This window comes from Leuconostoc palmae, assembly GCF_019656075.1.
GTDB classification, from domain to species: Bacteria; Bacillota; Bacilli; order Lactobacillales; family Lactobacillaceae; genus Leuconostoc; species Leuconostoc palmae.
Genome location: NZ_BPKZ01000002.1, coordinates 71,784 through 97,903, shown reverse-complemented (window position 1 = coordinate 97,903; position 26,120 = coordinate 71,784). Strand labels below are relative to the sequence as shown.

The 26,120-nt window shown below is 32.4% G+C and carries 30 protein-coding genes and 2 pseudogenes; 5 read left to right on the top strand and 27 right to left on the bottom strand.

All coding sequences use genetic code 11. The annotated features are described in order from the left end of the window. Nucleotides 1-326: 326 nt before the first annotated feature. The 3 genes from K5Q12_RS01995 to K5Q12_RS01985 form a co-directional block, all read right to left on the bottom strand. Nucleotides 327-1,943 (bottom strand): KxYKxGKxW signal peptide domain-containing protein, encoded by a 1,617-nt coding sequence (locus K5Q12_RS01995; protein ID WP_220742066.1) that lies wholly within the window; start codon nucleotides 1,941-1,943, stop codon nucleotides 327-329. A 296-nt stretch (nucleotides 1,944-2,239) separates the two neighbouring features. Next, entirely contained in the window at nucleotides 2,240-2,974 is a 735-nt protein-coding gene (locus tag K5Q12_RS01990) for an SDR family NAD(P)-dependent oxidoreductase (protein ID WP_220742065.1), read from the bottom strand. A 307-nt stretch (nucleotides 2,975-3,281) separates the two neighbouring features. Beyond that, on the bottom strand, nucleotides 3,282-3,620 hold the full coding sequence (locus tag K5Q12_RS01985; RefSeq protein WP_220742064.1) for a hypothetical protein: 339 nt from the start codon (nucleotides 3,618-3,620) through the stop codon (nucleotides 3,282-3,284). 263 nt (nucleotides 3,621-3,883) lie between these two features. Here K5Q12_RS01985 and K5Q12_RS01980 point away from each other — a divergent pair. Then, nucleotides 3,884-4,087: pseudogene (locus K5Q12_RS01980) on the top strand (winged helix-turn-helix transcriptional regulator); the annotation flags it as partial. Between the two features lie 25 nt (nucleotides 4,088-4,112). Here K5Q12_RS01980 and K5Q12_RS01975 read toward each other — a convergent pair. The 7 genes from K5Q12_RS01975 to K5Q12_RS01945 all read right to left on the bottom strand — a co-directional run bounded on the left by K5Q12_RS01975 (nucleotide 4,113) and on the right by K5Q12_RS01945 (nucleotide 9,454). Next, nucleotides 4,113-5,648: a ClC family H(+)/Cl(-) exchange transporter gene (locus K5Q12_RS01975; RefSeq protein ID WP_220742062.1), complete on the bottom strand. Its 1,536-nt coding sequence runs from the start codon at nucleotides 5,646-5,648 to the stop codon at nucleotides 4,113-4,115. 225 nt (nucleotides 5,649-5,873) lie between these two features. Next, nucleotides 5,874-6,908, bottom strand: a complete 1,035-nt coding sequence (locus tag K5Q12_RS01970) for an ABC transporter permease (protein ID WP_220742061.1) — start codon at nucleotides 6,906-6,908, stop codon at nucleotides 5,874-5,876. Between the two features lie 91 nt (nucleotides 6,909-6,999). After that, complete coding sequence (locus K5Q12_RS07235; RefSeq protein ID WP_373306132.1) at nucleotides 7,000-7,143, bottom strand: TetR-like C-terminal domain-containing protein; 144 nt, start codon at nucleotides 7,141-7,143, stop codon at nucleotides 7,000-7,002. A 10-nt stretch (nucleotides 7,144-7,153) separates the two neighbouring features. After that, nucleotides 7,154-7,576, bottom strand: coding sequence for a TetR/AcrR family transcriptional regulator (locus K5Q12_RS01960; RefSeq protein ID WP_220742059.1), 423 nt, complete (start codon nucleotides 7,574-7,576; stop codon nucleotides 7,154-7,156). Further along, nucleotides 7,563-8,447: a methylenetetrahydrofolate reductase gene (locus K5Q12_RS01955; RefSeq protein WP_220742058.1), complete on the bottom strand. Its 885-nt coding sequence runs from the start codon at nucleotides 8,445-8,447 to the stop codon at nucleotides 7,563-7,565. The genes K5Q12_RS01960 and K5Q12_RS01955 overlap by 14 nt, the downstream gene beginning before the upstream one ends. A 147-nt stretch (nucleotides 8,448-8,594) precedes the next feature. Next, a complete protein-coding gene (locus K5Q12_RS01950; protein WP_220742057.1) occupies nucleotides 8,595-9,059 on the bottom strand; it encodes a MarR family winged helix-turn-helix transcriptional regulator in 465 nt (154 codons plus the stop codon). Next, a complete protein-coding gene (locus K5Q12_RS01945; protein WP_220742056.1) occupies nucleotides 9,056-9,454 on the bottom strand; it encodes a hypothetical protein in 399 nt (132 codons plus the stop codon). The genes K5Q12_RS01950 and K5Q12_RS01945 overlap by 4 nt, the downstream gene beginning before the upstream one ends. A gap of 217 nt (nucleotides 9,455-9,671) precedes the next feature. Between K5Q12_RS01945 and K5Q12_RS01940 the strand changes: the two genes are divergently transcribed. Next, nucleotides 9,672-10,568, top strand: a complete 897-nt coding sequence (locus K5Q12_RS01940) for a hypothetical protein (RefSeq protein ID WP_220742055.1) — start codon at nucleotides 9,672-9,674, stop codon at nucleotides 10,566-10,568. A gap of 58 nt (nucleotides 10,569-10,626) precedes the next feature. Here the strand turns inward: K5Q12_RS01940 and K5Q12_RS01935 are convergent, their stop codons facing one another. Beyond that, nucleotides 10,627-11,535, bottom strand: a complete 909-nt coding sequence (locus tag K5Q12_RS01935) for a YncE family protein (RefSeq protein WP_220742054.1) — start codon at nucleotides 11,533-11,535, stop codon at nucleotides 10,627-10,629. A gap of 326 nt (nucleotides 11,536-11,861) precedes the next feature. On the opposite strand from K5Q12_RS01935, the gene K5Q12_RS01930 reads away from it, so the two are divergent. After that, on the top strand, nucleotides 11,862-12,353 hold the full coding sequence (locus K5Q12_RS01930; RefSeq protein WP_220742053.1) for an MscL family protein: 492 nt from the start codon (nucleotides 11,862-11,864) through the stop codon (nucleotides 12,351-12,353). Between the two features lie 22 nt (nucleotides 12,354-12,375). Here the strand turns inward: K5Q12_RS01930 and K5Q12_RS01925 are convergent. The 10 genes and pseudogenes from K5Q12_RS01925 to K5Q12_RS01885 all read right to left on the bottom strand — a co-directional run. Continuing rightward, nucleotides 12,376-13,272 (bottom strand): annotated as a pseudogene (locus K5Q12_RS01925) (glucose PTS transporter subunit IIA); the annotation flags it as partial. Then, nucleotides 13,256-13,495, bottom strand: coding sequence for a hypothetical protein (locus K5Q12_RS01920; protein WP_246570447.1), 240 nt, complete (start codon nucleotides 13,493-13,495; stop codon nucleotides 13,256-13,258). The gene K5Q12_RS01920 and the pseudogene K5Q12_RS01925, both read right to left, overlap by 17 nt. A 65-nt stretch (nucleotides 13,496-13,560) precedes the next feature. Continuing rightward, nucleotides 13,561-13,695, bottom strand: a complete 135-nt coding sequence (locus K5Q12_RS07185; protein ID WP_281418933.1) for a hypothetical protein — start codon at nucleotides 13,693-13,695, stop codon at nucleotides 13,561-13,563. A gap of 90 nt (nucleotides 13,696-13,785) precedes the next feature. Then, on the bottom strand, nucleotides 13,786-14,259 hold the full coding sequence (locus K5Q12_RS01915) for a DUF1440 domain-containing protein (RefSeq protein WP_220742051.1): 474 nt from the start codon (nucleotides 14,257-14,259) through the stop codon (nucleotides 13,786-13,788). Nucleotides 14,260-14,316: 57 nt separating this feature from the next. After that, the gene (locus K5Q12_RS01910; protein WP_281418937.1) at nucleotides 14,317-15,351 is read right to left on the bottom strand and encodes a LacI family DNA-binding transcriptional regulator; all 1,035 of its coding nucleotides are present in this window, start codon (nucleotides 15,349-15,351) and stop codon (nucleotides 14,317-14,319) included. 33 nt (nucleotides 15,352-15,384) lie between these two features. After that, nucleotides 15,385-15,711, bottom strand: a complete 327-nt coding sequence (locus K5Q12_RS01900; protein WP_281418936.1) for a GH32 C-terminal domain-containing protein — start codon at nucleotides 15,709-15,711, stop codon at nucleotides 15,385-15,387. 28 nt (nucleotides 15,712-15,739) lie between these two features. After that, a complete protein-coding gene (locus tag K5Q12_RS01895) occupies nucleotides 15,740-16,390 on the bottom strand; it encodes an alpha/beta hydrolase (RefSeq protein ID WP_220742049.1) in 651 nt (216 codons plus the stop codon). Nucleotides 16,391-16,419: 29 nt separating this feature from the next. After that, on the bottom strand, nucleotides 16,420-16,620 hold the full coding sequence (locus K5Q12_RS01890; RefSeq protein WP_220742048.1) for a hypothetical protein: 201 nt from the start codon (nucleotides 16,618-16,620) through the stop codon (nucleotides 16,420-16,422). A 27-nt stretch (nucleotides 16,621-16,647) separates the two neighbouring features. Continuing rightward, the gene (locus tag K5Q12_RS07180) at nucleotides 16,648-16,770 is read right to left on the bottom strand and encodes a hypothetical protein (RefSeq protein ID WP_281418932.1); all 123 of its coding nucleotides are present in this window, start codon (nucleotides 16,768-16,770) and stop codon (nucleotides 16,648-16,650) included. A 324-nt stretch (nucleotides 16,771-17,094) separates the two neighbouring features. Beyond that, a complete protein-coding gene (locus K5Q12_RS01885) occupies nucleotides 17,095-17,340 on the bottom strand; it encodes a GlsB/YeaQ/YmgE family stress response membrane protein (RefSeq protein WP_220742047.1) in 246 nt (81 codons plus the stop codon). Nucleotides 17,341-17,485: 145 nt separating this feature from the next. Here K5Q12_RS01885 and K5Q12_RS01880 point away from each other — a divergent pair, with 145 nt between their 5' ends. Then, complete coding sequence (locus K5Q12_RS01880; RefSeq protein WP_220742046.1) at nucleotides 17,486-18,205, top strand: M15 family metallopeptidase; 720 nt, start codon at nucleotides 17,486-17,488, stop codon at nucleotides 18,203-18,205. Here K5Q12_RS01880 and K5Q12_RS01875 read toward each other — a convergent pair. The 4 genes from K5Q12_RS01875 to K5Q12_RS01860 all read right to left on the bottom strand — a co-directional run bounded on the left by K5Q12_RS01875 (nucleotide 18,202) and on the right by K5Q12_RS01860 (nucleotide 23,707). After that, a complete protein-coding gene (locus K5Q12_RS01875) occupies nucleotides 18,202-19,641 on the bottom strand; it encodes a cryptochrome/photolyase family protein (RefSeq protein ID WP_246570445.1) in 1,440 nt (479 codons plus the stop codon). The two genes, K5Q12_RS01880 and K5Q12_RS01875, sit on opposite strands and share 4 nt — an antisense overlap. A 105-nt stretch (nucleotides 19,642-19,746) precedes the next feature. Further along, complete coding sequence (locus K5Q12_RS01870) at nucleotides 19,747-20,943, bottom strand: SAM-dependent methyltransferase (protein WP_220742044.1); 1,197 nt, start codon at nucleotides 20,941-20,943, stop codon at nucleotides 19,747-19,749. Nucleotides 20,944-21,344: 401 nt separating this feature from the next. Continuing rightward, entirely contained in the window at nucleotides 21,345-22,244 is a 900-nt protein-coding gene (locus tag K5Q12_RS01865) for a DMT family transporter (RefSeq protein WP_220742043.1), read from the bottom strand. Between the two features lie 110 nt (nucleotides 22,245-22,354). Beyond that, complete coding sequence (locus tag K5Q12_RS01860) at nucleotides 22,355-23,707, bottom strand: FAD-dependent oxidoreductase (RefSeq protein ID WP_220742042.1); 1,353 nt, start codon at nucleotides 23,705-23,707, stop codon at nucleotides 22,355-22,357. A 94-nt stretch (nucleotides 23,708-23,801) separates the two neighbouring features. On the opposite strand from K5Q12_RS01860, the gene K5Q12_RS01855 reads away from it, so the two are divergent. Next, on the top strand, nucleotides 23,802-24,446 hold the full coding sequence (locus tag K5Q12_RS01855) for a Crp/Fnr family transcriptional regulator (protein ID WP_220742041.1): 645 nt from the start codon (nucleotides 23,802-23,804) through the stop codon (nucleotides 24,444-24,446). Nucleotides 24,447-24,455: 9 nt separating this feature from the next. Here the strand turns inward: K5Q12_RS01855 and rnhB are convergent, their stop codons facing one another. After that, nucleotides 24,456-25,256, bottom strand: a complete 801-nt coding sequence (gene rnhB, locus K5Q12_RS01850) for a ribonuclease HII (RefSeq protein ID WP_220742040.1) — start codon at nucleotides 25,254-25,256, stop codon at nucleotides 24,456-24,458. After that, nucleotides 25,249-26,106 (bottom strand): ribosome biogenesis GTPase YlqF, encoded by an 858-nt coding sequence (gene ylqF, locus K5Q12_RS01845; protein WP_220742039.1) that lies wholly within the window; start codon nucleotides 26,104-26,106, stop codon nucleotides 25,249-25,251. The genes rnhB and ylqF overlap by 8 nt, the downstream gene beginning before the upstream one ends. Nucleotides 26,107-26,120 lie beyond the last annotated feature (14 nt).

The window sequence follows — 26,120 nt, the reverse complement described above, 5'->3', positions numbered from 1 at the left end:
GCTTTTAAAACAACGAATGTTACAAATACGTTACTTTATTTCAATCTATTGACTTCGGATTTTTTTGAAAACGTGTAATCCTTTGTGCGCCAACGTATCAACAAGCCTCTGTTACGTTAGATTATGCACGGTACACTAAAACGTTTGTGGCGGATTGCAAGTCATTTACCAGATGCTTAATCAATTGGTAAAATTCCGGAAATCTTTTTGTAATTTTACTGGTTGTTTTTTTATTTATAAGACACTTGTCATACATTAGTTCCCTTAGAGAGCAAAAAAAACACTCATGAAAACCATGAGTGATTAGTTATATTGAGTTATAAAAATTACATAATGGCAAATACTGGTCTACCAGCGTTCCAATCGTTCCTGTCGTGACTCAAATTATTAGATAGAGTGCTCACACCATACCAACCATTATAATAATACTTACTGTATGGGTCGTATACTTGTGTTGCTCCATTATTATAACCATAAGTAGCTATGGCATGTCCGATATTTCCCGCAACATTGACATAGAATATTACTGGCACACCTTGTTGCAATAGTTGTACTGTTCGTCCCAAAGTATTGATCTGTTCAACTTGGTGTCCATAATATTTAACTGTATTGATTAAGTCAACACCAGTTGCACCGAATGAAGATACGCTAATATTGTTCATGACGTTTCTAACATCATCAGGGCTAACGCGTACCCCATAAGAACCATTTAACACCATAGCAATACTTGTAGGGACACAACCTGCTTGCCCCATTGTATAATCATTAAATCGATGACTAGACCAACGACCGTCTAATTGTGAAAAATAAGTTGGCTGATTTGCAATAATTAAATCGCCATTACTACCAAAACGATAATTACGTCCATTAATCGCTATAGACATATTTCTTAATTGTTTGAAATTTGTGCCGTAGTATTCTACTTGATTTGGTTGATTCCCATAATATCGAAAACCTGTTAAAGCATCACCATATTGTCCTATGAAATAATACGTATTACCCGTACGAACATAATTGTTACGTACTTGTTTAAAGTCTTGATCGTAGTATTCCATTTGGTGATTGCCGTAATAGCGTTCGCCTGTTAACGCATCACCATATTGTCCAATAAAATAATAGGTGTTGCCAGTACGAACATAATTGTTACGTACCTGCTTAAAGTCCTGACCGTAGTATTCCATCTGATGATTGCCGTAATAGCGTTCGCCAGTCACAGCATGACCATCTCTAGTATCAAAATACATGTAAGTGTTATCAGTCTTTAGGTAACCATAATACATATGACCTTTGTTATCATAAAAAACTGTTTTGTAGGTTAAATTTGTTAGACCTGTAGAATACAGACCTGACTTGTCAAAATTATACCAATAATTATCAATCTTTTTTTCGCCTGTCACGAGATTGCCGTTTTCATAATAATAATTGTTACCATTGTTTAGAACCCAACCATTTTTTACTGGTTCTGTATCAGGTGTTTTTTCATTTGAAGCACCACCATTAGTATTATTAGTTACAGGTTGATTTGTATCAGTTGTTGCAATATTGTTTGAAGCTCTATCAGTAGTAACGTCAGTTGCAGGCTGATTTGTACTAGTTGTGGCACTATTGTTTGAAATCTTATCATTAGTCACATTAGTTGTAGGCTGGTTTGAGCCAATCGTTGCTTTATCACTAGTATTATCAGTTGCTGGTTGAGTTGTCCCAGATGTCATATCACTGTTTGAATTCTGATTATCAATGACATTAGTTACAAGTTGATTTGTATCAGTTATTGCACTGTTGTTTAAAGTTTTATTATCAGAAACAGTAGATATTTGTGTATTATTATTTTTAATGGTATCGGCATTTACCTCAGTTAAACATGAAGTTAATATGATACCAGCAGCCAATACAAGGCCAGTAACTAAAACCTTGCCAGCTTTATATAGTTTATAATTCGTCAATTTATTTCCCTCTTCTTACTCAAACAATAGCGTTACTTAATTATATAACTATTTACTTTTTCAGCCAACAAACGCTTAAAAAATCACATCTCCGTATTTTGAGAAGTTTGGCGTACCATCTTTGAATTGGAAGTCTTGTCTATCGCTTTCTAACTATTTAATATACAGTTCTAACTGTTCTGGCTGTAACCATTTTCCCTTTCAAGTTTCAGTACAGAAAAAAGCTAGTACTTCTGTAAGCACTAGCCTAATAATTAATATTATTGTTATTAGTATAAAGAATTTCACTCAAAATACTATGATTGATTTATTTCGGGTATATATTTGGATAGTATGTTGATTGCTGCTTCTTGATTATATTTTCCCTGATTTAAGCTGACAATATTACCTTTTTCATCAAAAAATCTGCCTGTCACATCACTCAAATTTTCATCCAGAGCAAGATACTCACCCACTGGCACTGATGTATTACCTAAAGAATGTGTATACGGCATTAGATCACTTCTTACATCTCCTGGAAAAAAACTATTAACAGTTGATTGCTGTGTTGCTAGTTTATCTATTAAGAGCTGAACTAGCAGTGTTTTGTGAGTAACAGTCCATGCAGCACGCATCATATCATTTAATTGCTGTTCGCAAATAGGTGCTATTTGAATGGCTTGTGGATTACCGGTTACAATTAAGACACGACTGCGATGTAAGACATTCAAAAGCGCCATTGTTAAATAATAATGAGATAACAAATTGTTATCAATATTATCTTGAGCATTTGTTGGATATATTCCAGCACTATGAATTAAAATATCTACTTGAACTGTTTTTTTTAAAATAAACTCAGCAACGACTTTACGGCCTAAAGTCGTTGAAAGGTCACCAACTATATAGTCAACATTTCTTCCAAGTTCTTTTTTCGCCAACTGTAATTTATGTTGATTACGACCAATTAAAATTACTCGGTTATCTTTAGACAAGTCTCTTGCTATGGCTAGACCTACACCCGAACTACCACCACTAATCACAACATTCTTCATTATAAACAATTACCTTCCAAAAGCTGTTTTAACAATAAAGTGTATCTTCAACTTAAAGATACACTTTATTAACTATTTATTTAATATTATCTAGCAGACCCCACTTATTATTTATTACACTATCTAATCTAGTTAAACGCCCCAGATATAGTCTTGATTCATTACAAAATCATGTTAATCCATATTTTATGCTGACTTCACATCGTATTTACTTCGCAATGTGCTTTCAGACGAACGCTAGTTGATAATGCTTTTTACGCGTACAACCTATAAGTATTGGCTATGCAATCCTCAGATAGACGGCTCATCAATTGAATAAAGCGACACCAAATACCACAACCAACACAATCGATACTACTATCGTCAGGGCCATACCGATTGGATTTCGTGGGTTAACTGCCCAACCAAAACCAATAACTTTGGGAACAAATAATGGCGCTTTCATCCCTGTTAGTTCAGGATAAGTAAGCCAGCAGCGATAAGTCGATAACGCAATCAAAATTAATACTAGTAGGCCGATAATAACCAGAGCAAGTTTTTGAGCCGTAGGATGAAAGATTACTAAGCTCATTACAACAAGCAACATGAGAGCCATTAAGCTAACTAAAATAATATCTAAAATTTTTAATTTTTTCTCTGAATTCATCCTATCAATACCTCTTATTTTAATACCCACTCATTATCAGATGATTAGGTTTAGAAAAATCAGACACGCTATTACCAAAATTTAAACCGTCTTATAGCAAAGCTATTTGATTACTCTAATCAAATTTGCCGAGCAAAATTAAAAGTGATGTACACACTTTGATTGGAAAGTATATATTTTTTCTACTCTTCTTGTCTTCTACACTCAAAAAACTGTTACCAAAAGTTTTTAAGTATTAATGTTTATTAGTCGATCAGGTCAGAAATCAAATACCTGAAATTACTAATATGATGTTAGTTCGCTCACTTGATACTTTGTTGTCTGAAAATTTTATTTCCAAATCAATGTCTGACAATAAAGAGCCATTCCATTCAAAATACTATTTGACCGATACAGCTAAGGAGTTATTACCGCTACTTTTGAAACTCAATACGTTGGAAAATGATGTAAATATTAGACCAAGATAAAATCTAAAGTTAAATACTTACTTACCTAATTAATATCAGTCATTAATTGATGTCTAACGACTTGTGCGTTTTTCTTATTCATCCTAATATAAACAATGTCTCCAGCTCGCAAAACTAAATCCCCCTTTGGTATCAATAGATAATCAGATCTTTTAACTAACGTAATCAAACTATTGGAGATTAACTTTAAGTCTCTAATATATTGATCTTCAAGGTTACTACCCGCTAGTATTGGCACTTCTATTGTTGTCATGCCAGATACCACTGTATTTTTGGTGTTTCTTTTTAGCAATCGTTCTAATAAAGATTCATATATTGGTGCCCCATTCATTAAGTCCACAACTAAATACGCCACTAAACTAACTAGTGCTAGCGGTAAGATGTGTGTTACACTACCAACCATTTCAAAAATGAGAACAATTGCTGTAAACGGTGCTTTCCCAATACAAGCAAAATAACCTGCCATGCCAATGACAACGAAATTCAAAATATAATTTCCAGACATCAGATTTAAAGATACAAAGATCTTAGCAATTATGGCACCACTCAAGGCACCCAAAGTTAAGATGGGCAAAAATATGCCTCCTGGCAAACCAGAACCATAGCTAATCAAGGAAAAAACAAATCGAACTATTAACACTATTACGAGCAACTTAATGCTTATAGAGGTATCTTTTAGAGACAAAATCAAACTGTTACCACCACCTAAAAAGTTTGGCCAGATAATCCCAATTGGTATGACTAAAATAAATGGCACAATGCCATAGAGATACTTTGGTATTGTCAATTTACTATACATAGTCAAACTAAAAAGTAATATTTTCTGATATGCGAAGCCAAATAAGCCTAATACTACCCCGAATATTAATAGTAAACCATATGATTTTACAGGAAACACATCTAAATGGCCAACAGACAAGACCGGCGTTTGCCCGAACATAACCGTTGACACAAAGTCAGCAACCGTTGCACCAGTCAGCGCTCCTACCCAAACAAAAGGCGAGATACTATGATAGACTTCTTCTAAAACAAACATAACACCAGCTAATGGTGCATTAAAAGCAGCAGATAGTCCCGCAGCAGCACCGCTAGCTATTAAACCTTTTGATTGATTGTGACTTAAATTACGATAAGTAGCTACACCTTGTCCAATTGATGCACCTAATTGTATAGATGGACCTTCACGTCCTAACATTAAACCGCTACCAATAGAAAGGATACCTGCAACAAACTTCCGCCATAGTGTTGACCACCAGTTAACGTCTATTTCACCCATTAACAAGCCTTCAACCTGTGGAATACCAGAACCAGATATATTTTCTTCCTTCTGTAGCATCCATGCAGCAATTAAGAAACATACTAAATTGAGCAATATGACGATGATTAACTTTTTTATACTGCCATGACCAATTGCAATATACATAGTTTGAAAGTAGACTAACAATTTTTCAATTGACCATCGGAAGAGACTAACAACTATACCTGTAAAAAAACCAATAACAGCACCATATATTACTACGGATAATTTAGAAGTGTTCAATTGCAATCTTTTTTTTAACATAGCAACAGTGTACAACAAAATTTGGCGGCAATACAAATATTTACGGAACTTTCAAATAAAGAGATTAAAAACATGATCTTAGCGTCCTATCAGTTAATCTTTAATAAATTACCTTTGCCCATAAAGAAAGAGCTAAAAATTTAAATCAAATTATGTTCGATAAAAAAGCACACGTCCAAAAGTAGCGTTTGAACGTGTGCTTTAAAATATTTAGTTATCAATTTATTATAATATCGATTTTTTACCAATCTTAAACAAGAGTAAACCAAAAATAATATAGCTACTCAAAATAATAATTGGATAGGTAATGGCATAACCATCAAAAAAGGCAATGTTTCTGAGTAATGTTCCAGTTGCTCCAGGTGGCAAAAGTTGCCCAACTGTTCCCCAACCAGAAGGCAGCATTTCAGGAGCAGATGTTAATCCTGACAAGGGATTTCCTAATAAAATAAGTAGTACAGCAGCCATAGCTAGTCCGGCATTTCCCAATATTTCTAAAATACCGAGCACTAAGAATCCTGTAGCAGCAATACCAAGCATTGCTCCTAATGATGTTAACAGATAGTTACCATCAAATGTACCTATACCAAATTGGATTACTGCGACAAGACCTAATCCACCGACAACAGCAAATGCTATAAGGGCATATAATTTTTGACGCTTACCTTTTACAAAATTTGCAATGGCTACTGTGCCAATCCATCCCCCTAATGCAATTGGTAATGCACCTGCTGCTAATCCTGTTCCATTTGGATCAGCTTTTGGAAATGATTTTAACTCAATAATTTTAACTGTTTGATGATTGAGCATAGTTAATTTTTGGTTTAGGACTTTAATTGTAGTAAGGTCAGTAGTTTGATTTAATAATTTTTGAATCTGCTGTGTGCCAAGAAGTTTTTGTTGATCAACAATCGTATTTCCTACTTGCGTTATAGCTTGTGCAACAGCTGTTGAAGCTGCGGTTGCTTTATAAACAATGACTTCTCCAGAACTATCTAGTTTTATAGCTCCATAAATTTTTCTGTGATTAATGTCGTCTTTCATTGTCTGTGTATCATGGTATTCCGTTACCTTAAAACCTTTGTCTTTTAAGGTATTTGTTACTTTCTGATTCATTTGTTCACTATTTGATACTATCCCTATTGGTACGTTGTGAATGCCTGAATTGACAGCTGGCAATGAAAAAGCCGCCATCATAATACCTAGTACAGCTGTTAATACAATTACTAACAGCAAAATAAATTTCGATGATGATTTCATGTATAATGTGCTCGCTTTCCGTTGATAGTTAAATCGTAACAAAGCCATTAAATCAAAAAAACCATCAATATACGATAATTGTTGGATAAAATCAATTTATTAAATCAAGATACAATTTTGGTATGATTTTACTGACAATTTCAGCAAATTCATCAGGACTTTCTTTAAAATCATTTAATACCCAATTTTTAACTAAATTCATAAAGACGCTTTCTATAATTGAATAAGCGTAAATAGTTGGAATTTTAAGATTTTTGTATAATATCGGTCTCCAGTAAGAAGTTTTTCGAAAATTTCATGAGACGATTCATGAATAACGCATCAGATTGATCACTGAAAAACAAATAAATAATTTGCTTATTAGCATAAATCCTCTCAATTAACATTCTAATACGTAAATTAATAACCTCAACATTGTTCAGTGCGTGCATATTTAGTTCAGGCAAATTATCTATCAATTGTAATATTAAATGGACTTCTATTTTCTCAATCAAATCCTCCTTATCAATATAATGATCATAAAATGTTGAACGGTTAATATGCGCTACTTTAATAATTTTACTAATCGTTATTTTCTGATAACCTTCAGACTTTAAAAGAGCTAGAAAAGTTTCTCTAATTTTTGTATCTGTTTTCTTATAACGTAAATCTTTTTTATTGATTGTCATTTTGTTTTTCTTGGATAAATTGACTAATTCTAGGAATTAATGAGGTTAGTATATCTGTATCGTTCATAGTATATATATGAATACCATCAACACCATGATTAATTAAATCACAAACTTGATTATAAGCAAACTCTATGCCTACCTGCTTCAATAGTTCAGGATGGTCAATGTTGACTAAAAATTTTTCAGGGATGGAAAAGTTCATTTTATGAATTAAGTTATAAATTTGCTTTTCATTAATTAATGGCATAATTCCTGCAGAAATAGGAACTTTGATGTTGTATTGATTTAATATTTGTAGCATATGATAATATTTTGTGTTATCAAAAAAAAGCTGTGAAATTAAAAAATCAGTACCCGCGGTAATCTTATCTCTTATACTGAGCACATTACATGAATGCATTGATTCCTGTAAGAAATTTTCCGGATCAATTGCTGCGCCAATTGTAAAATCATGATCAGTCTGAATAGCAGAAATAAGATCTTTTGCATAAGGGTAAGCACTATTGTTAAGATTTTTTACAGATGTATCACCACGTAACACGAGCAAATTTTGAATATGATTTAATTCAAGATTATCTAATATTTTTGCCAACTCTTGAGGTGTTTGATTGATAGCAGTAATATGATGCAAACTAGGTACGTTATAAGTGTTTTGGATATAATGGGCAATGTTCGTTGTTTGCTCATTATTAACTCCTCCACCAGCATTATAGGTAATACTGATGTAATCCAAATCAACAGTAATCTGTTTTAGCGTAGCTATATTATTGTACAACTCATTCATTTTAACTTGATTTTTTGGTGGAAATATTTCAAATGATATGACGGGGGTTAACTTATTACTATAAATTTTATTAATTTTTTTCATAATTTTTTATCTATCTACTGGAAGTTGATACTTGATCATTAAGCTAATTTTTCAGACATTTTTGCGTTAAAAAGTTTATATTCATTAATTTACCAGTTGACAATACAACTAAATAAACCAAATATCACTTGAATATCTTAATTTTAATCAAAATTCGTTTTCTGATGTTAAATGAACACGCATAGTCATGATAAAACGAAGAACTACCTCTAACTCCTCGTCTTTAAACTGATTAAATACCATTTGATAACCTGAAATGGCTTTTTGATGTAACTCATTATGCCTGGATACTAAATTCTGTCCTGCCTTAGTCAGTTTAAAATTTTTAGTACGTTTATTTTGTGATTCTCTGATAACTATATAATCGCTATCTATAAGTTTACTGACTATTCTAGACACTGCTGGTTTGCTAATACCAAAATTTTGAGACATTGCACCAACGGTATTGACATGATGTTTAGCTATAAAAGAAAGACATTCTAATTGTCTTAAAGTTGTTTGCTTGGCATTCAAATTCTTACTGAAATGATCTTTCCTATTTCTTAGGGACGCCTGTAAATCAAACATATCAATCAGTGATGATATAAGTTCATTTTGCAATTTTGGTGTCATTTAATACGTCCTATATCATGTAATTCGTCATCATCCAACGACTGGGTTAGTTCTTCACATTTCACAATTTTGCTATTGTTAAAAGTAAAAACAGCGAATACTTCTACGTGGCTAACTTTTCCATCTAACTTAGTAATATCTACAATATAATGTAAAAATACCTTGCTATTCGTTTCATCAAACATTTTTTCTTTAAATTCTTTGATGAAAACATGTTTCACAACTTTTTTTAGCATCTTTAAATGGCAAATAAATTCGTTATAATTTGACCTTGTATTATCAGTTATTTGATTGTATTGACTATCAAAATATTTTGGTACACTCTCAATATTAAATTTATTCAACACTTCATCGTAAACTGCATTAATAACATTAGCCATATCTTTTTTTAACATACTTTCTCCTCTACCCTAATACAGTTAACATGTTAACTGTATTAGGGTGCTTTTGTCAAAATAAAAAGAATTAGTAGTTCATTAATATTTGTGTATACTGATTTTATATAGCATCAACTGATTGATCAAGGTAATATATGGGTAGACACGAATGCTATGCTGGAAATTGGTAGAGGATGGTCAGTTGGACGTATTCCCTATCTAGCTTACATTTATAATGTCTGCAGTAAGTTCCTTTCTGACGATATTATTACTGATCAGTGCTTATTTTTTTGCTAATCATGCTTTCAAAAGTCTAATCGATGTCTATTTTAAAATGAATATTACAGCATATGGCGGTAAATCATCTATTTTCGAAAGACTAATAGCATTTAAACATGTATCGTTTGACACAATTATTAGTAATAGTTGGATATTTAGTTTAGCCTTAACTAGTATCTTAATCTTATGGGTATGGCAAAAAAAATTAGCTGTCTTACTCATCTTGGTATCTGTAACAACATTTGTTATTACGTATGGTGTTGGTCAGGCAAGATTATACTCTTTTTTACATTTGTATGCAGTTCTCGTGTTGATAGTTATTATTGGATCAATAACATTAACTATACAATATAAGTATTCCTACGTTTTACTCGTATATTTGTTTTTATTTTTTTCGATTATACAAAATCCGTTTTTTGCTAAGATGCCCTACTTTTGGAAAAAAGAAACAATCGCTCCACAATCATTTGGCACAGTAATCACAAAAGATACAGGCACAAGAGATAAAAGTTTAATTTACTACAACATAATTGATGCAGGAGTTGAAAGATATACAAATGTGCAAGTCGCAAAACGTTTTAAGTATTTCGAACGTACCAATGTACCCGACAAATTATATCCGCAACAGCAAAAATATTTAGAACATGTCATTAAAAATTCCGAATCGACATATGTTGTTGGTTTGAACTGGGGTGCTCAACAAGCTATTAATTTAAAAGATGATAAAATTGTGGAATCACATATCCCACAAGAAGTCTTACGCAATTATAAGTTAATAGCACGTGACTATTCTTACTATCCAGTTGAAACCGACAAAAATCAATTTCAACTGGCTTTGTTAAAAAGACGTTAACCATATTTTTTTGTTATTAACGTCTTTTTTGATTTTATCCAAATATTAGAAAATTTTGTCACTCAAATGCCTTATGGTTCAACCTAAGAATATGATCAATTTTTATAATACGTTCATTGTTTCTAAATTTTTGCGTAGCAGACTCAAAAACCATTAAACAACTTGTACCATCAAATGATATTTGTTCAAGGTATGGTGGTACGGTTATTTCTTTTTTTAAATCAGCATTCAAGAATAATTTATCTTTATCGTAATCATTGTAGACTAGAATTTTCGAATTTTTACTACCGTAAGATTGAGAAAAAATAATTTGATTGTTATAAAAAGTAACCCCTTGTATCTCAGGTTCAATCTGGTCATCAAAAACATCAGCATCATCTCGAACCATTACATGATGATTTGATTTTTGGCTGATTGAAGATTTATGATTGATAGCGTAACCATATAACTGGCCTTCACTCTTTTTGAAAAAATCGCCAACTACAAGGGTATTTTTGTTTATAGCAATAAACGATGCTTTACGAGTTTCTAGTAAATTAACTGATTCTGTGTACTTTATTGGTTTAAAATTTTGTCTGAAATTATAATTATTTATTGCTGATAAGCTAATAGAAGATACTCGACCATTTTTTGCGTTCTCTTGATTATCACAAAACCATATTTTTTTATTTTTGTCGTCGTAAGCAATTCCCCCTATATGTGGTATGCCATCCAACACAATTGTTTTAATATAATTCCCTGTTTGTTTATTAAATACATAGATGACAGAATTATATTTTTTGTCGTGACTGTATGCAGAAATTAAAATATAATTATCCGTTGATGTCACACCCTGAGGATCCATTGATGCAGACACGCCCGGTTCATACTTATTAGATGATATTTTACGCGATGTCTCAGTTTTTTTCAAACCAGGAACAACATAAAAGCCATTATCTTTAAGGATATTATTATAAAAACTAGGCATTTTTTCAAGAATTTTTTGCTGTTCTTTTAAAGAGTACAGTGTTGCATTAATATTTGTTTTATCAGGATTGACTGACTAAAAACTAATAGGATAACCAAACATAGTCCCGCTGTTACAGCAGTCATTCGAAACAATTTTTTAGGCATAAGACATTTTTCCTCTCGTAATTTCAGATCAATACAACAAAATTTAGTTTGAAATGGATAAGTTAAGATTATTATACTTGTTTTTTTATTTACAAATAAACTTGATTGATAAGTTGTAATCCTATAAACTAACAATATCTCAAATTATGATTATGCTCTTTTAAGATAAAGGAAATAACAATGACACCCCGTCAATTTTTAAAAAAACAAACCAACCAAGTTATTAATCAATCTAGTCGCTCAATTACACAATTCAGGCAATTTTTATTTGCTCCAAATCTACTAACATTTGTGATATCAGTTGTTGTTGGTAATAGTTTTGGCTCAACTATCAAAGAACTCGTTAATACAATTTCAGGGACACTTGATTTTATACATGTTTGGATTTTTAGTAAAAATCATCTTCTTAATTATGCATTGATTTCCAAACCATTTGGACAATTTTTTAATAGTTTAATTACTATGATTTTTATCGCATTCATTGTGTTTTATACCATTAAATTTATAAACGATAAATTAATTGTTAAATCCGAAGAAAAATGGGGCTATAATCAAGCACATGATGATGCACTTAAACTGCATAAACAACAGGAAGAAACAATTGATTTACAACGAAAAATACTTAAACAACTCGAAATCATGAACAGTGATAAACAAAAAGAGAACAAATAATTTGTTCTCTTTTTGTTTATCTTTAACCAGTAACAATCTGCTGTAGTTCTCTTTGTACAGTAACTATATCATCCCCATGACTAATCAATTGATTAGCGGCAAATGTTTCAAATAGCATTGACTTACTATTGGTTACAATCAACATAACTGTATCGTCTAAATTAGCTTGTTGAATAATTTTAGTATCAAAATTTCCTAGTAAATCACCAGCAATTACTTCTTGTCCAACTTTAACATTTTCTGTAAAACCCTTCCCATTTAGAGAAACAGTATCAATGCCGATATGAACCAGCATTTCTAAATTGTTAGCTGTTTCTAAACCAAATGCATGTCCAGTATCAGCAACTACTGTCAGTTTCCCACTCTGAGGTGCATAAATATTAACCACACCATTTTCAGGTTTAATTGCGACTCCTTCGCCCATTATCCCTGAAGAAAATACAGGATCTTGAACATCACTTAACGCGACAGTAGTTCCAGAAACTGGAGAATATATCTTGTCATCTTCAATTACACTAATTGTTGATTCATGTGGTTTATCTTCAACCAATATTTCTTTTGGAATGGCAAACATATTTGTTGCCACAAAAGCAACTAGAACGGATGCTATTGAAACTAATGCATAAATAATCAGGAAACGACCGTTATAAATGTACATCAAATATGATAGTATAACAGCTAAACCATATGTGTTAGCCGCAACATTTAGCATACCTAACACCGCTGCTCCACGTCCGCTTGTCAAAACAGTTACAATCAAAGGTTTAAAATTATACCTGATTAATATACCAAATAGTGTTTGTTCTGAGACACCAAATAGTTGAGATGAGAATGCACTGATAAATGTCGCCTTAGATTTTTTTGATTTTGTTCTGAAAAACATTGCTAAAGCGACACCCAAATTAGCGAATCCGTACAATCATATTAGGTGTCAAAAAGGATTGCGCTAATCTCCCTTCGGCATCTTTATTTAAAATAATAGTTTTTGCTCCCCACTCTATTACTGCAGATTTGTTGAGGTTAGCTAATCCGCTGGATAAGCCACTCAAAATGATTAATAAATAACTGACCAAAAAAATTAGTACCATAACTAAACGATATCTTAATTTTTCATGTTTTATTTCTTTAATTGCTAAAAGCATGCTTCACCCCTTATGATTTTTAGATAAAAAAAAAGCTAACAAGCCTATCTTTTAATTAGTATTAGTTAGCCATGAATTTTATCTTGCAGTTTGTCGCCTAAATTATCAATCCCTTTGGCTGTAAAAATTGTACCGCCAATAATGACACCGCTAATAATTAAAGTTGATGCGATCATAAATTTAAAAATACCTTTTAACATATGTGACCTCCTTTATACAATTATCTATTGTGTTGGATTTCTGACTAAAGTATAACTTTAAAAACTTCAAATAACAAGTTTTTATGTGAACTAACTTATCATTAAGGCGACAACTACTAAATAAATTGACCAAGACCATACTGCATGCCCTAAAATTTCAGATATATGCTCTGACAAAGGTTGGTTCATAGGACTTGGGATAGTTTTAATCACTGGTAATAACACAATGTGAAAAACAAACCAGATAATTATGCCATATAATGTTCCCTGCCACAATGAAATAAGCGGCCATATTTTGTAAAAAAGAGCAAAACATTCAGCAAAAAATATTGAAAAGCCAAAGTGGAGAAATAATGCCACATAATACACTTTTTGATCTTGTGAAAAATAAAAATAAGCATGCGTAAATTGTCTTGAAAATCCTAATTGTTGCAATAATTTTTGTGGTGGATTGACTTCATTTCTTGACTGGGTTCTTGGAGGCAAGATAACTTCCCATCCAATTTTAACCATACCTGAAATCATACCAGCACCAAACCCAACTGCTAATAACTTAAATAACATAATTTTTCTCTTTCTTTAGAAATTTTATTCTTTGGATAGTATCATTATAATTCAGGATTATACTTGCCTATTACCCTTATAAAGCGAAACATCTAACATATAAATAGGCTCAGTCTTTTCACCTTTAATTCTAGTTTCTAAAACTTGTACGGCCATACTTGCCATCTGTTCAATTGGTTGCACAATTGATGCCATTCCTGGCAGTATAGCTCGCATTAATCTGGTACCATCAAAACCAATAACTGCTATGTTATCAGTCTGTTCAGAATTTAAAGTGGCCATTAGTTGAGCAGCATCTGTATCATTACCAGCAAAAACAGCCTCAATCTGAGAATTTTTTGATAACATCTTTTTTATTGATGATCGTTTTTCATCAAAAGTTTTTTCAAAAGAAATTTGCCATTGCAATGGTTTTAGACCATGATTTGCCATTGCATCTAAATAGCCTTGATGTCTATAACTACTTGGCATACTTTCAGATATATCACCTACTATGTGTAAAATATGACGATATCCTTGATTGATTAAAAATTCTGTGGCTAAAACACCCCCTTTATAGTTATTAACCGATATAGTTGGTATTTCATCAGTTAGAGTTCTTTCAATTGAAACAATAGGTAAGCCACTATATTTTTTATATGTTGATATATTAAAATTATGCGTGCCGATAATTAAACCATCTACCTGATGAGACAATAATTGGCTTAAATAATCTTCCTCTTTCTCAGGATTTTGCATTGAATTACCTAAAATCACTTTATATCCTTTTTGATACAGAATGGTTTCTAGGTGTTCAATTAGCTCACCAAAAAAAGGGTTTGATGCTGTTGGAAAAATTAATCCAATTATTTTTGTATGTTGGCGTTGCAACTGTTGTGCTGCTGCATTTGGCTGATAATTTAAATCGGCCATTGCTTTGTAAACTTTTTCAACAGTTTTATTGCTCAAGTATCCTCGTTTATTAATAACTCGTGAAACTGTTGTTTTGGAAACTTCGGCTAGTTTGGCAACATCTTCTAATTTATATTTAGTCATCGATTTCTCCCCAAAAATAAAAAACCGATTAGGTTTAACTAATAAGTTTGATATGATATGCTTTATTATACTATAAATTATTATTTCCTTTTATCCTTCTAATAAAAAGTCATACGCTTCAAAACAAATTGGTTTTTTATTACCACTCATATAAATATTTAGTGGACTATCCACATAATATCTCTCAGTAAATACACCCTCTCCGTCTTGAACAAAGATTTCCATGATACTTTTATCAATAAAAATATCTAGCTTTAGTTGGTCACTAGACTGAATATGACAATAACGTCTGTCCTTAGGATGATCAATATGCTCTAACGCCAGCCGATTAGTATTAATATCAAAGTCAAGTTTTATAATTGTATCTTTTTGATTATCTAGGAAATTTATTGTAAATGATTCTGTTTTCATTTGAATTTTGAATTCACCGGACAGAATTTGTGAACTATTCAGTCAACTTTTCTAAACGTTGTTTGAATAACCATCCTTGTTCTTGGAACGAATAAGCATTTCCATCTGTAATATAAGTTGGTGGAAATTGATTGGTCAAATGATTAACTAAGGAAGCCGCTTTTAATTGGTGCGATTGCTGCCAATTTTTTTGTCCTAATTCGCTCCATGCAACTGTATTAACAAACCACTTCATTATGAATGAATCTGATTTTTTATGAGTAACTTGTTCTAAATCAACAGGTCCACAATAAGATATTGCACCAATGATCTGATTTTCATTAAGCAATTGTTTAAACTGAAGCTGATGAGCATATTGTTTATTTGTTTGAACCAAGGCATACTGTAAAGCAATTTGTGCTCCTGCGGAGTCACCACCAAATATAATTTTTTCAGTATTGAAATGTACCTCTTGACTTGCTTTTAAATATTCAACAACTTCATTAACTTGCTTGAGTTGGATGGGATAAATTGCTGATGGTGCTGTTTCATAATTCATACTGACAAAAACAACATTTGTATCGCTCACTAATCGCGTGGCAAATTCTTTCATCCCTGATTTATCACCACCAACATATCCACCACCATGAACCCATATTAAAATTGGTGTTTGTTGCGTTAACTTTTTTGGAGTATATACATCCAAAAAATTATTTTTAGCAGTCGAGTTATAAGTTAAGTTAGTATGAACATTAACATTTTTTTAGCTTTATCAAAATACTTTTGGTCCTTGATATGCACAGTGCCACTAAATTGTTTTTTAATAATTAATGCACTTGGCCAAGGTGATACTATAAATGCAATTGATATGAGAACTGAACTAAAAAATAACAGTAAAGCAACCCTTAAGAATACTCGTTTGATAAGTTTATTCATTTTCAAGTTCTCTTTTTCAAAGATAGGTTATTTTTGACGCTTCTCTTTTATTTTTCTGTCAATTACTTGATAAACGCTAAATAGGAATTGCCCAATAGCAAAAATCAGAGATAGTTTTCCCCCAAAACCCATGTTTTCTTTTTTCTTCATAATCATTCTCCATATGTCCTTGCAGCTTATTTTGACAACTACTATTGTAATTTACAGATTCAAATGTCGAACAAACTATTATCACATCTTTTTTATCCTCATTTAAATCCACAATCATTATATCTTTTTTTGGATTCATTGTTGCAAAATAAAAACCTGTCTGTTACTTAACAAACAAGTTTTATTTATCTGATATACATATCAACAGTTTTTTTAATTATTTTTTGAAAGGAAACATACCTTCTGATAATGCTCTGATGTTACATTATCATGATTAAATTGATTTTTCAGGTTCACTCAAATGTCTTGGACTTGGATTTTGGATTAACGCTTTCCCCTAATACCCAAAACATATGAGATAATCAAAACAAGAATGACAGCACCAATTATTGACGGAATCAAAGCCATACCAGCCAGACTTGGGCCCCAGCTTCCAAATACCCACTGACCAAATGAAGACCCAACTAATCCGGCAATAATATTGCTAATCCATCCCATTGATTCACCACGATTTGTAATGGCTCCAGCGATTGCCCCAATAATAGCTCCTACAATTAATGACCAAATCATAATTAAAACCTCCATATTCTTTAATCCATATAAGTAGCGCTACTTATTATCACAAATATATCACAAAATATTATCTTTCTCAAATTTTAATAACATTTTGAAAATTTTTACTCTTTTAATTTTTAATAATGCTATAATCAAAATTATGAGAGCGATTACATTAACAACTGAATGGTCTTGGAAAGATGTAAAGCGGATAGACATTGTGCCATCTTCAGAAGAAATGGTATCTGTAAACTTCTGTCCCAATAAAATTGCCGTTAGCCCACAATATTTTTTGCAAGGATTACCCGGCGCTCTCCCAGAATTATACTTAAGACGAAGTGTATTTAAAAAAATTTTATTAGCAGCTAATAATTTACCAACTGGCTATAAATTCTTGATCTATGACGGATGGCGTTCTATAGAAACACAGCAAGCTATTTTTGATATTTTTTTTAATCAAAATGCACTGTCAAACCCTAAAAAAACAACTGATGAACTCACAGACCAAACTTTAAAAATTGTGGCACTGCCTTCTTCAGATCCCAAAAAACCTTCACCACACAGTACCGGTGGAAGTGTTGACGTAACAATACTAGATGAATCTGGTATTCCCTTAGATATGGGTACTAAATTTGATGACTCTAGTATTGCTTCATCAACAGCCTATTTTGAAAAAGTTGACGATATTATTACAGAGAATCGCCGACTTTTATATCATGTCATGACCGAACAAGGATTTACCAATTATAGTGAAGAATGGTGGCACTTTGACTATGGCAACCAGAATTGGGCCTGGGTTTTAGATAAGCAACATGCCATTTATAGTTTTACAATGCCTAGTTTTGCTTGGCAATCACCATTTAAAAAAAGCGATGACTAAGATAAAACATCGCTTTTTTTAATACTTTTACTTTTTTTATAGGCTTCAATCGCTCGGATTCTCGCAGATGCATGGTTAACTATAGGCTTTGGATACGTATCACCAATAATAATGTCAAGTTTTTCTTGATCAGATTGTTTTAATTTATTTGGTTCATGAATATTTTGAGCATCTACTTTTTTTAATTCTGGGACATATTTTTTAATGAAGTTTCCATTTTTATCAAATTTTTTGGATTGAATTGTCGGATTAAAAACCCTAAAATAAGGTACACTATCTGTCCCTGTAGAAGCTGCCCATTGCCAACCTCCGATATTACTAGCTGGATCATAGTCAATTAATTTTTCTTGAAAATATTTTTCTCCCCATCGCCAATCAATTAATAAATCTTTAGTTAAAAAAGACGCAACAATCATTCTTAACCTATTATGCATCCATCCTGTAAGGTTAAGCTGTCTCATGGCTGCATCTATAATTGGAAAGCCTGTTTCACCTAATTGCCATTTTTTAAAATCATCCTGATTGTTAAGCCATGCTACATGAGTAAACTCACTTCGAATTGGTTCATTTCTTTGCTTTGGATTCATTGTATAAATCATATTGTAATAATCTCGCCAACATAATTCTTGAATGAATGTATGTTGTCCATTAGAATCAGGTGCTTGTCTAACAGCTTCGAAAACTGTTCTGATAGAAATTTCACCAGTTCTTAAATATCGTGATAAATGGCTAGTATTATTTTTATGAGGGAAATCACGGTCAGTATCATAATGCTCCAAATCATCTTGAATGAATTGTCGAAGCCTAATTTGCGCATGTTGTGAACCAACTCTGTTCTTAAAAGCAAATTCATGTTCATTATCAATCAGATCATCCATTCGCTCATTTCCTAATTCACTATCAAAGATGGCTTTTTCCATTAAATCATCATAGGTTACTTTATGGATTGGATTTTGTTTAGGCATTTGTATCCATCTTTTGTAATATGGTGTAAAAACTTGATAACCTGAACCGTCTTGTTTTTTTATTTCTTTTGAACCATGCAAATTAAAGTCCATAAAAGGATGGGCATCAACACCTAATTGTTCGCAATAAGAAACTACGTCTTGATCCCTTTTCCTACCATAACCTCTTTCATCAAAATTAAAATATAAATCATGCCATTCAGGTAAATGGGTTTTAATTTTTTGAAATACTGAGTTTAACTCCTCTCGAAAAATGTGAATCTTAATCTGCTTATTTTGTAATTCATTTTTAAAATGATTTACACTTGCAAAAAAAGCACTTTGACTAACCGTTGGTTTGTCTCTTATCTGTTGGCTATCAACATTGAAAACCATCATAACCTGATCACTGTTTTCCAAAGCATGTGTCAGTGCTAAATTGTCTTCTAATCGTAAATCTCTACGGAACCAAACTACACTTGTTTTTTTCAACACAGTCCTCTTCATCTTTTGTACTTAATAATAACGTTCTTATATTCTATATTAAAAAAGCACTATAAAAGCATGATTCCTTAGATGAATCATGCTTTTTAATACTTATTTAACACTATGTGCTTTATCAGCTTCATAAATGTATGAACGTGTCATTGGAAGGTTTTCCCCTGATGGTCCCTTAGTCATCAAATACTGAATAACATCAATATTGCCTGATTCAAATGAAGCAGCGCAAGCTTGCAGATATAAGTCCCACATACGATAGAAGCGTTCTCCATATTTTGAAATAACTTCTTCATCAACCTTATGGAAATTATCACTCCAAATTTCTAAAGTTTTTTGATAGTGGCGTCGTAATGGCTCAATATCAGCAAGTTGCATATTTGCATTCATGATGTGTTCAATATTTTCTGCTAGGTTAGGAATATATCCTCCTGGGAAAATATATTTATTAATCCAAGCATCAACACCATTACCAAAGTGCTGTCCTGTTATACCATGAATCAATGCGGTGCCATTTTTGGTTAACCTATTATTTATTTGAGCAAAGTAAGTCGCAAGATTTTCTTTCCCTACATGTTCAAACATACCAACTGAAGTCACGTGATCATAAACTTGTTTAAGTTCACGATAATCTTTTAAATAAACTTTCACTTGGTTTTGTAAGCCTTCGTCAATAATACGTTGTGATACAAAATCAAATTGTTCTTGGCTTAACGTCACACCAGTTGCATTAAGACCATACTCTTTTGCTGCTGTAATAATCAGTGTTCCCCATCCACAACCGATATCTAAAAGCGTTTCACCTTTCTTAGCATTTAGCTTATTAAGAATATGACGCACTTTATTCCATTGTGCATCTTCTAGTGAGTCTTTTTCACTAACAAAATATGCACATGAGTATGTTAAAGTTTGATCAAGCCACATCTCATAAAAATCATTTCCAATGTCATAGTGACTTTGAACATCTACTTTGCTATCTTTTTCACTGTGAGAATGCTTTGGAATGAACTTGGCAAACTTTGAATTATTCAAAAAGCTATCTTTTGATTCATAAATAATCTTAATCACTTTTTGAACATCACCAATGATATCTATCTTGCCATCCATATATGCTTCGCCAAAAGTCAAAGATGCATTAGACATAATATCTTTAATTGGTATAATTTCATGTAAAATTACTTTAGCAATAGGACTACCTTCGCCGTAACTTACCTGTTCTCCATCCCAAAATTCAACGTCGATTGGGGCGTTAAAACTTGCTTTAAATATTTGCTTATAAATCGTTTTATCTAACATGATTTCCCCTTTACTTATATACAGCATTTTAGAAAAAAAATAGACAATTGTCAACATTAATTTGTTAAACGTTAAACAAATTAATGTTAATTCTGAAAATTTGTTTACACTTACGTAGACTATATTCACTTATAGATAACCATGAATTAGAAATAGAGAGTTAAATTATTCAAAAAATTGCTCGAGGAATATTTTAATCACACACCCAATATTGTTAATATCGTTTAAAAATTACCGATAATTAAAATACATAAGGCAAAATTTTGATCAACAATTTTGTGATTCTTCTAGTATCCAATATACTAGTTTTTGAAAGCTCTTGAAAATCTCTTAATCGCATTACCAAGAGTTCTAGCTGAAAATTTAAAATGGTTTGAGCTGCTCTACGAATGCAGATTTATTTAACTAAATTTAATCAAAGTTATGCTGCCTAACATAACTAAAATACCAATGATTTGAAAACGACTAACTACTTGTTTTGGTGATTGCCAAAGACCAAATTGCGAAACAACAATAGACCCAATAATTGATCCACTTAATCCTAACGTCACTGTCATACCAGCACCTAATATAGGGACTAAAAATGTTGTTGAAAACACAAAAAATGCGCCCAAAATGCCACCTGTAAATAGCCACTTTGGTTTACTTAAAATATGTATATTTGGAGGCAATATGCTATGTTCCTTAATTAAAACAATGAAAAAAATGAAGATCGTACCAATAAGAAAAGACATACCCGCACTCGCTATAGGTGAATTAATTAAATGTCCCACCCTACCATTAATTGCTTGTTGCAAGGCAGAAATTGCACCGACTATAACACCCCAAACACGCCAAGAATTGATATGACTGTTAATTTGATTATGTACTAACTTATTATCGAGGCTGCTCCTATTTGTTAACACGACAGCAATCAGCCTACTCATTGTTAGTGGTATTGGTTTAATACTGAACCAACCAAAAGTATCAATCAAAAGACTCATCATAACCTGACCAATAATCGGTAAAATGATAGTCTGTATCGCACCGAGTTTAGGGAACATCAAAATATTAGAAGTCAAAAAAATGACACCCAAAAATCCTCCTGACCATATCCACCACGGATTAGAAACAGCAACATTGGTAATAGGATTCATTTTTTGATCCGAAAAAACATAGCAAATAATTAAAAAAATTGTGCCAACAGTAAAAGACAGCAAACTGGACCGAAATGGTGAGCGCAATAATGAACCCAATTTTGCATTGATAGGGCTTTGATTTGCCAAAGTAAATCCCGCTATTAATCCTAAAACATACAACATCAAATATTTTCCTATTAAACATAGTTAACTTCACTTAAAAGTATAGCGCAAAATAAAGAAGTTATTAGCACACATCGTTCAGATAAAATAAAAAGCACCTTTGGTGCTTTTTATTTATTAAACTCAACTTTTGAAAGTGCCTCTTGTGCCAAAATATTAAGATAGTTTAGTGGGCGATCAAACCACGGTTGAAATAACATATCTACAAATGCCAAATCTGTTAATGTCATATTATTTTGAATAGCTACTGAAGCAGTATTAGCAGATTGAGAAATATCATATCGGCTTTGAAGTTGAACACCAAGTATTCTTTGCGTTTCTTTTTCCCAAGTAATTGACATAAGGACTGGTTCTGTCGAAGACATAAATTCTGGTCTGAAATTATCTGTCATTGTCAGGCTATCAACATTTAATCCAAGTTCTCTAGCATGATTAGCAGTTAAACCTGAAGACGCCATATTTAAATCATATAGTTTCAAACCTGATGTGGATTGTGTACCCATGTACTGAACTATTGGATTTAACAGATTATATCCCACCAAGGTACCTTGTCGAACAGCATTAGTCGCCAATGGAATATACGCATTATCTCCAGTTGGGTTGTAATGTACGGCAACTGAATCACCAGCAGCAAATACATCTGGATGACTTGTTTGCATATATTTATTTACCAATAATGCACCGTTAACCGTTGTGTCTAATTGTCCCTTAAATAACTCCGTATTTGGTTTGAATCCAACAGACATAATTACCAAATCAGCTGGATAATCACCGTCCGTTGTCTTAACAATGACACTTTCAGGTCGTGTTTCAAAACTGTTTACTAACTTTCCAGTTTCAACTGAAACGCCATGACTAACAAATAATTCGGCAACGTTTTTAGTAAAAGCATCATCAAAATATCTATTCAGTACTGTTGGCTGATTATCAATGAGTGTCACTTGGCATCCTTTTACATTAAACGCTTCAACAAGTTCAGTTCCAATATATCCACCCCCAATAATCACAACACGCTTGATTGTTTCGTCATTAGCATAGTTAATTAATGCTTTGGCATGTGCATAATTTTTTGATAAAACAATCCTCTCATCATCAATACCAGGGATCGGTGGCATGATCGGCCATGATCCCGTAGTAGCAACTAATTTATCATAAGTTTCAACAAAGTGTTCCCCCGTTACCAAATTAGTGACGTTTATCGTTTTTTTTGTAACATCTACAGCAGTTACTTCATGGTTCATGTGAACATTCGCACCTGATTTTTCAAGTATTTCTGGAGAGGCGTAGAATAGATCATCGATGTTTTTTACTTCCCCTTGTACTGTTAAAGCGATACCACAAGAAAGGAAAGAAACATTATCATTTTTCTCATATACATCGATTTTTACTTTAGGATGACGCTTTGTTATAGTTTTTATAGCGGCTGTCCCTGCATGTGTAGATCCTATTACAATAACTTTCATTTTGTCCTCCAACATTGAGCTAACTTTATATGTGGCTTTATTGTATAATTAAATTAATCATTAAAAATTGATCTATATCAAGAAAGAGTGAAAAATGTCACATAATTCTTTTGCTTGTGTTAAAGCTGCCCCTATATTTTCTTATTTGCCTGATGATATCATTTCACAACTAGCTAATATTTCTACGCATCAAAAATTTTATCCTGCAGGAAGCTATATTTATCGCCCTAATGATGAATTATCAGCATTATTTGTTGTTGACTCTGGACAGGTTGATATTTTCAGTAGCAATGAAGATGGACAAGAATTACTTCTGTATTCTCTAATTCAAAATCAAATGGATGTTGAAGCTGCACTATTCACAGATGAAAAACATCATCATTTTGCACGTGCCAAATCTAATTCAAAAATTTGTTTTATTCGGCGTCATGATTTTCAAACATTACTTAAAAATCACCCAACCCTAGCTATTCAAATGTTAAATAGTTATGGCAAAAGATTAACAGAGCTGGAACAAAAACAAATTAATTTATCCTTAAAAACAGCTGAAGAACGTTTGATTGATTATTTTAAACAACAATCTGAAAAAACAAAGAGTAAAAAAATCAAATTACATATGACAAAAAAAGAATTAGCAAAATCACTTCACATGACTCCAGAGACACTGAGTCGAATATTTAACAAATTGATCTTAACAAATATTATCTTAGTTCACAATCGTGAAATAACAATACTATAAAAAGAGAGACTAATCGTTAGTCTCTCTTTTTATAGTATTATGGTGCTGCAAGATATCTTGAACTGGTTTGAATGATCGACGATGTATAGGAGTTAATCCTTTCTTTTTTAATCCAGCCAAATGCTTTGATGTGCCATAACCTGAATTTTGCTTAAAATCATATCCTGGATACACGATGTCATAATCTGCCATTATTTTGTCACGGGTTACTTTTGCAATAATACTAGCTGCACCAATTGAATTACTCAATGCATCACCTTTAATCAGAGATTGTTGCGGAATATCTAGGGATAACGTCATAGCGTCAATCAACAAAGTGTCGGGCTGTGGGGCTAAATTATTAATTGCTTTGGTCATGGCAATTTTGGTAGCTTGATAAATATTAACTTCATCAATCATTTCAGCATCCACCTCGCCAATACCAATCGAAATAGCTTGTTCTATAATTGTTTGATATAATTCGTTTCTTTTTTTTACAGATAATTGTTTTGAATCAATGACATCAATAGCATCAAAAGTTTTAGGTAAAATAACGGCAGCTGCCAAAACTGGGCCAGCTAACGGCCCACGGCCAACTTCATCAACGCCAGCTATGAACTGATAATTTTTTGACCAAAGTTCACGTTCGTAACTGAATCTTTTTAAAAAATTATTTTTTTTATTTATCTGGCTGGTCATCTTTTTTTCCCAGCTATTTAACAATTGATGCACACCTTTACGAGGATCAGCATATAACAAAGCTATTTGAGGATCATCCTGATTTGAAATATTGGCTAACATTTGCTTAATTTCTTGAATTGTTTTAGTCATCGTTTTCAGATACCAAATCTAGTGTGAATTTCCCTAACTTACCCTTACGCAGATCATTTAACAATCGTTCACTAGCTTTATCATAATCATCTTTAAATCCTAATTTTTGCGTAATTTCAAGTAAGATATCAACATTTGATTGTTTTAAAAAATCCGATTTGGTTAAGTGGTATCTATCTATAATGGCAGCAGGATTATTTATTTTAAAAAAATCAATCAGATATAATGCCGCATCATCTTTTGAAAAAATCGTATCTTTAACAGCTCCTGTCAAAGCAAGTTTCATACCAATCGTTTGATCTTCAAATTTTGGCCATAATACACCAGGGGAATCCAATAGTTCTAATTTTGTAGGTGTTTTTAACCATGCTATTTTCTTAGTAACACCAGGTCTGTCAGCCGTTGGGGCAACATTTTTCATAACTAAATGGTTCAATAAAGTTGATTTCCCAACATTTGGTATGCCAGTTATCATCGCTCGAATGGGTTGATCTTGAATACCTCTTGCCAAATTAGCTACCGTCTTGGATTCCACAGCTTTTCGAGCTGCTTTTGTAACGAGTTGCGGTGTTTTAGGATCTCTTGTATCTAAAACCAAAACTGTAAAACCTTCTGATTCAAACTTTTTTTTCCAATATCGAGTTTGATCTGGATCAGCTAAATCAGCCTTTGTCATAATTAATAATCTTGGATGGTCTCCGATTAATTTATCTACTTCGGGATTGCGCGAACTTTCTGGAATTCTCGAATCAACCAATTCGAAAACAACGTCCACCAACTTTAGGTTTTCACGCATTAAACGAAAAGCTTTTGCCATGTGACCAGGAAACCATTGAATAATTTGAGCCATTTATTTAAATTACT

Coding starts and splice junctions, on each gene's coding strand:
- K5Q12_RS01990 (WP_220742065.1), bottom strand. CDS start 2,974: ATGAAGAATGTTGTGATTAGTGGTGGTAGTTCGGGTGTAGGTCTAGCC.
- K5Q12_RS01985 (WP_220742064.1), bottom strand. CDS start 3,620: ATGAATTCAGAGAAAAAATTAAAAATTTTAGATATTATTTTAGTTAGC.
- K5Q12_RS01975 (WP_220742062.1), bottom strand. CDS start 5,648: ATGTTAAAAAAAAGATTGCAATTGAACACTTCTAAATTATCCGTAGTA.
- K5Q12_RS01970 (WP_220742061.1), bottom strand. CDS start 6,908: ATGAAATCATCATCGAAATTTATTTTGCTGTTAGTAATTGTATTAACA.
- K5Q12_RS01960 (WP_220742059.1), bottom strand. CDS start 7,576: ATGACAATCAATAAAAAAGATTTACGTTATAAGAAAACAGATACAAAA.
- K5Q12_RS01955 (WP_220742058.1), bottom strand. CDS start 8,447: ATGAAAAAAATTAATAAAATTTATAGTAATAAGTTAACCCCCGTCATA.
- K5Q12_RS01950 (WP_220742057.1), bottom strand. CDS start 9,059: ATGACACCAAAATTGCAAAATGAACTTATATCATCACTGATTGATATG.
- K5Q12_RS01945 (WP_220742056.1), bottom strand. CDS start 9,454: ATGTTAAAAAAAGATATGGCTAATGTTATTAATGCAGTTTACGATGAA.
- K5Q12_RS01940 (WP_220742055.1), top strand. CDS start 9,672: ATGTCTGCAGTAAGTTCCTTTCTGACGATATTATTACTGATCAGTGCT.
- K5Q12_RS01935 (WP_220742054.1), bottom strand. CDS start 11,535: ATGCCTAGTTTTTATAATAATATCCTTAAAGATAATGGCTTTTATGTT.
- K5Q12_RS01930 (WP_220742053.1), top strand. CDS start 11,862: ATGACACCCCGTCAATTTTTAAAAAAACAAACCAACCAAGTTATTAAT.
- K5Q12_RS01920 (WP_246570447.1), bottom strand. CDS start 13,495: ATGCTTTTAGCAATTAAAGAAATAAAACATGAAAAATTAAGATATCGT.
- K5Q12_RS07185 (WP_281418933.1), bottom strand. CDS start 13,695: ATGTTAAAAGGTATTTTTAAATTTATGATCGCATCAACTTTAATTATT.
- K5Q12_RS01915 (WP_220742051.1), bottom strand. CDS start 14,259: ATGTTATTTAAGTTATTAGCAGTTGGGTTTGGTGCTGGTATGATTTCA.
- K5Q12_RS01890 (WP_220742048.1), bottom strand. CDS start 16,620: ATGAATAAACTTATCAAACGAGTATTCTTAAGGGTTGCTTTACTGTTA.
- K5Q12_RS07180 (WP_281418932.1), bottom strand. CDS start 16,770: ATGAAGAAAAAAGAAAACATGGGTTTTGGGGGAAAACTATCTCTGATT.
- K5Q12_RS01885 (WP_220742047.1), bottom strand. CDS start 17,340: ATGATTTGGTCATTAATTGTAGGAGCTATTATTGGGGCAATCGCTGGA.
- K5Q12_RS01880 (WP_220742046.1), top strand. CDS start 17,486: ATGAGAGCGATTACATTAACAACTGAATGGTCTTGGAAAGATGTAAAG.
- K5Q12_RS01870 (WP_220742044.1), bottom strand. CDS start 20,943: ATGTTAGATAAAACGATTTATAAGCAAATATTTAAAGCAAGTTTTAAC.
- K5Q12_RS01865 (WP_220742043.1), bottom strand. CDS start 22,244: ATGTTGTATGTTTTAGGATTAATAGCGGGATTTACTTTGGCAAATCAA.
- K5Q12_RS01860 (WP_220742042.1), bottom strand. CDS start 23,707: ATGAAAGTTATTGTAATAGGATCTACACATGCAGGGACAGCCGCTATA.
- K5Q12_RS01855 (WP_220742041.1), top strand. CDS start 23,802: ATGTCACATAATTCTTTTGCTTGTGTTAAAGCTGCCCCTATATTTTCT.
- rnhB (WP_220742040.1), bottom strand. CDS start 25,256: ATGACTAAAACAATTCAAGAAATTAAGCAAATGTTAGCCAATATTTCA.
- ylqF (WP_220742039.1), bottom strand. CDS start 26,106: ATGGCTCAAATTATTCAATGGTTTCCTGGTCACATGGCAAAAGCTTTT.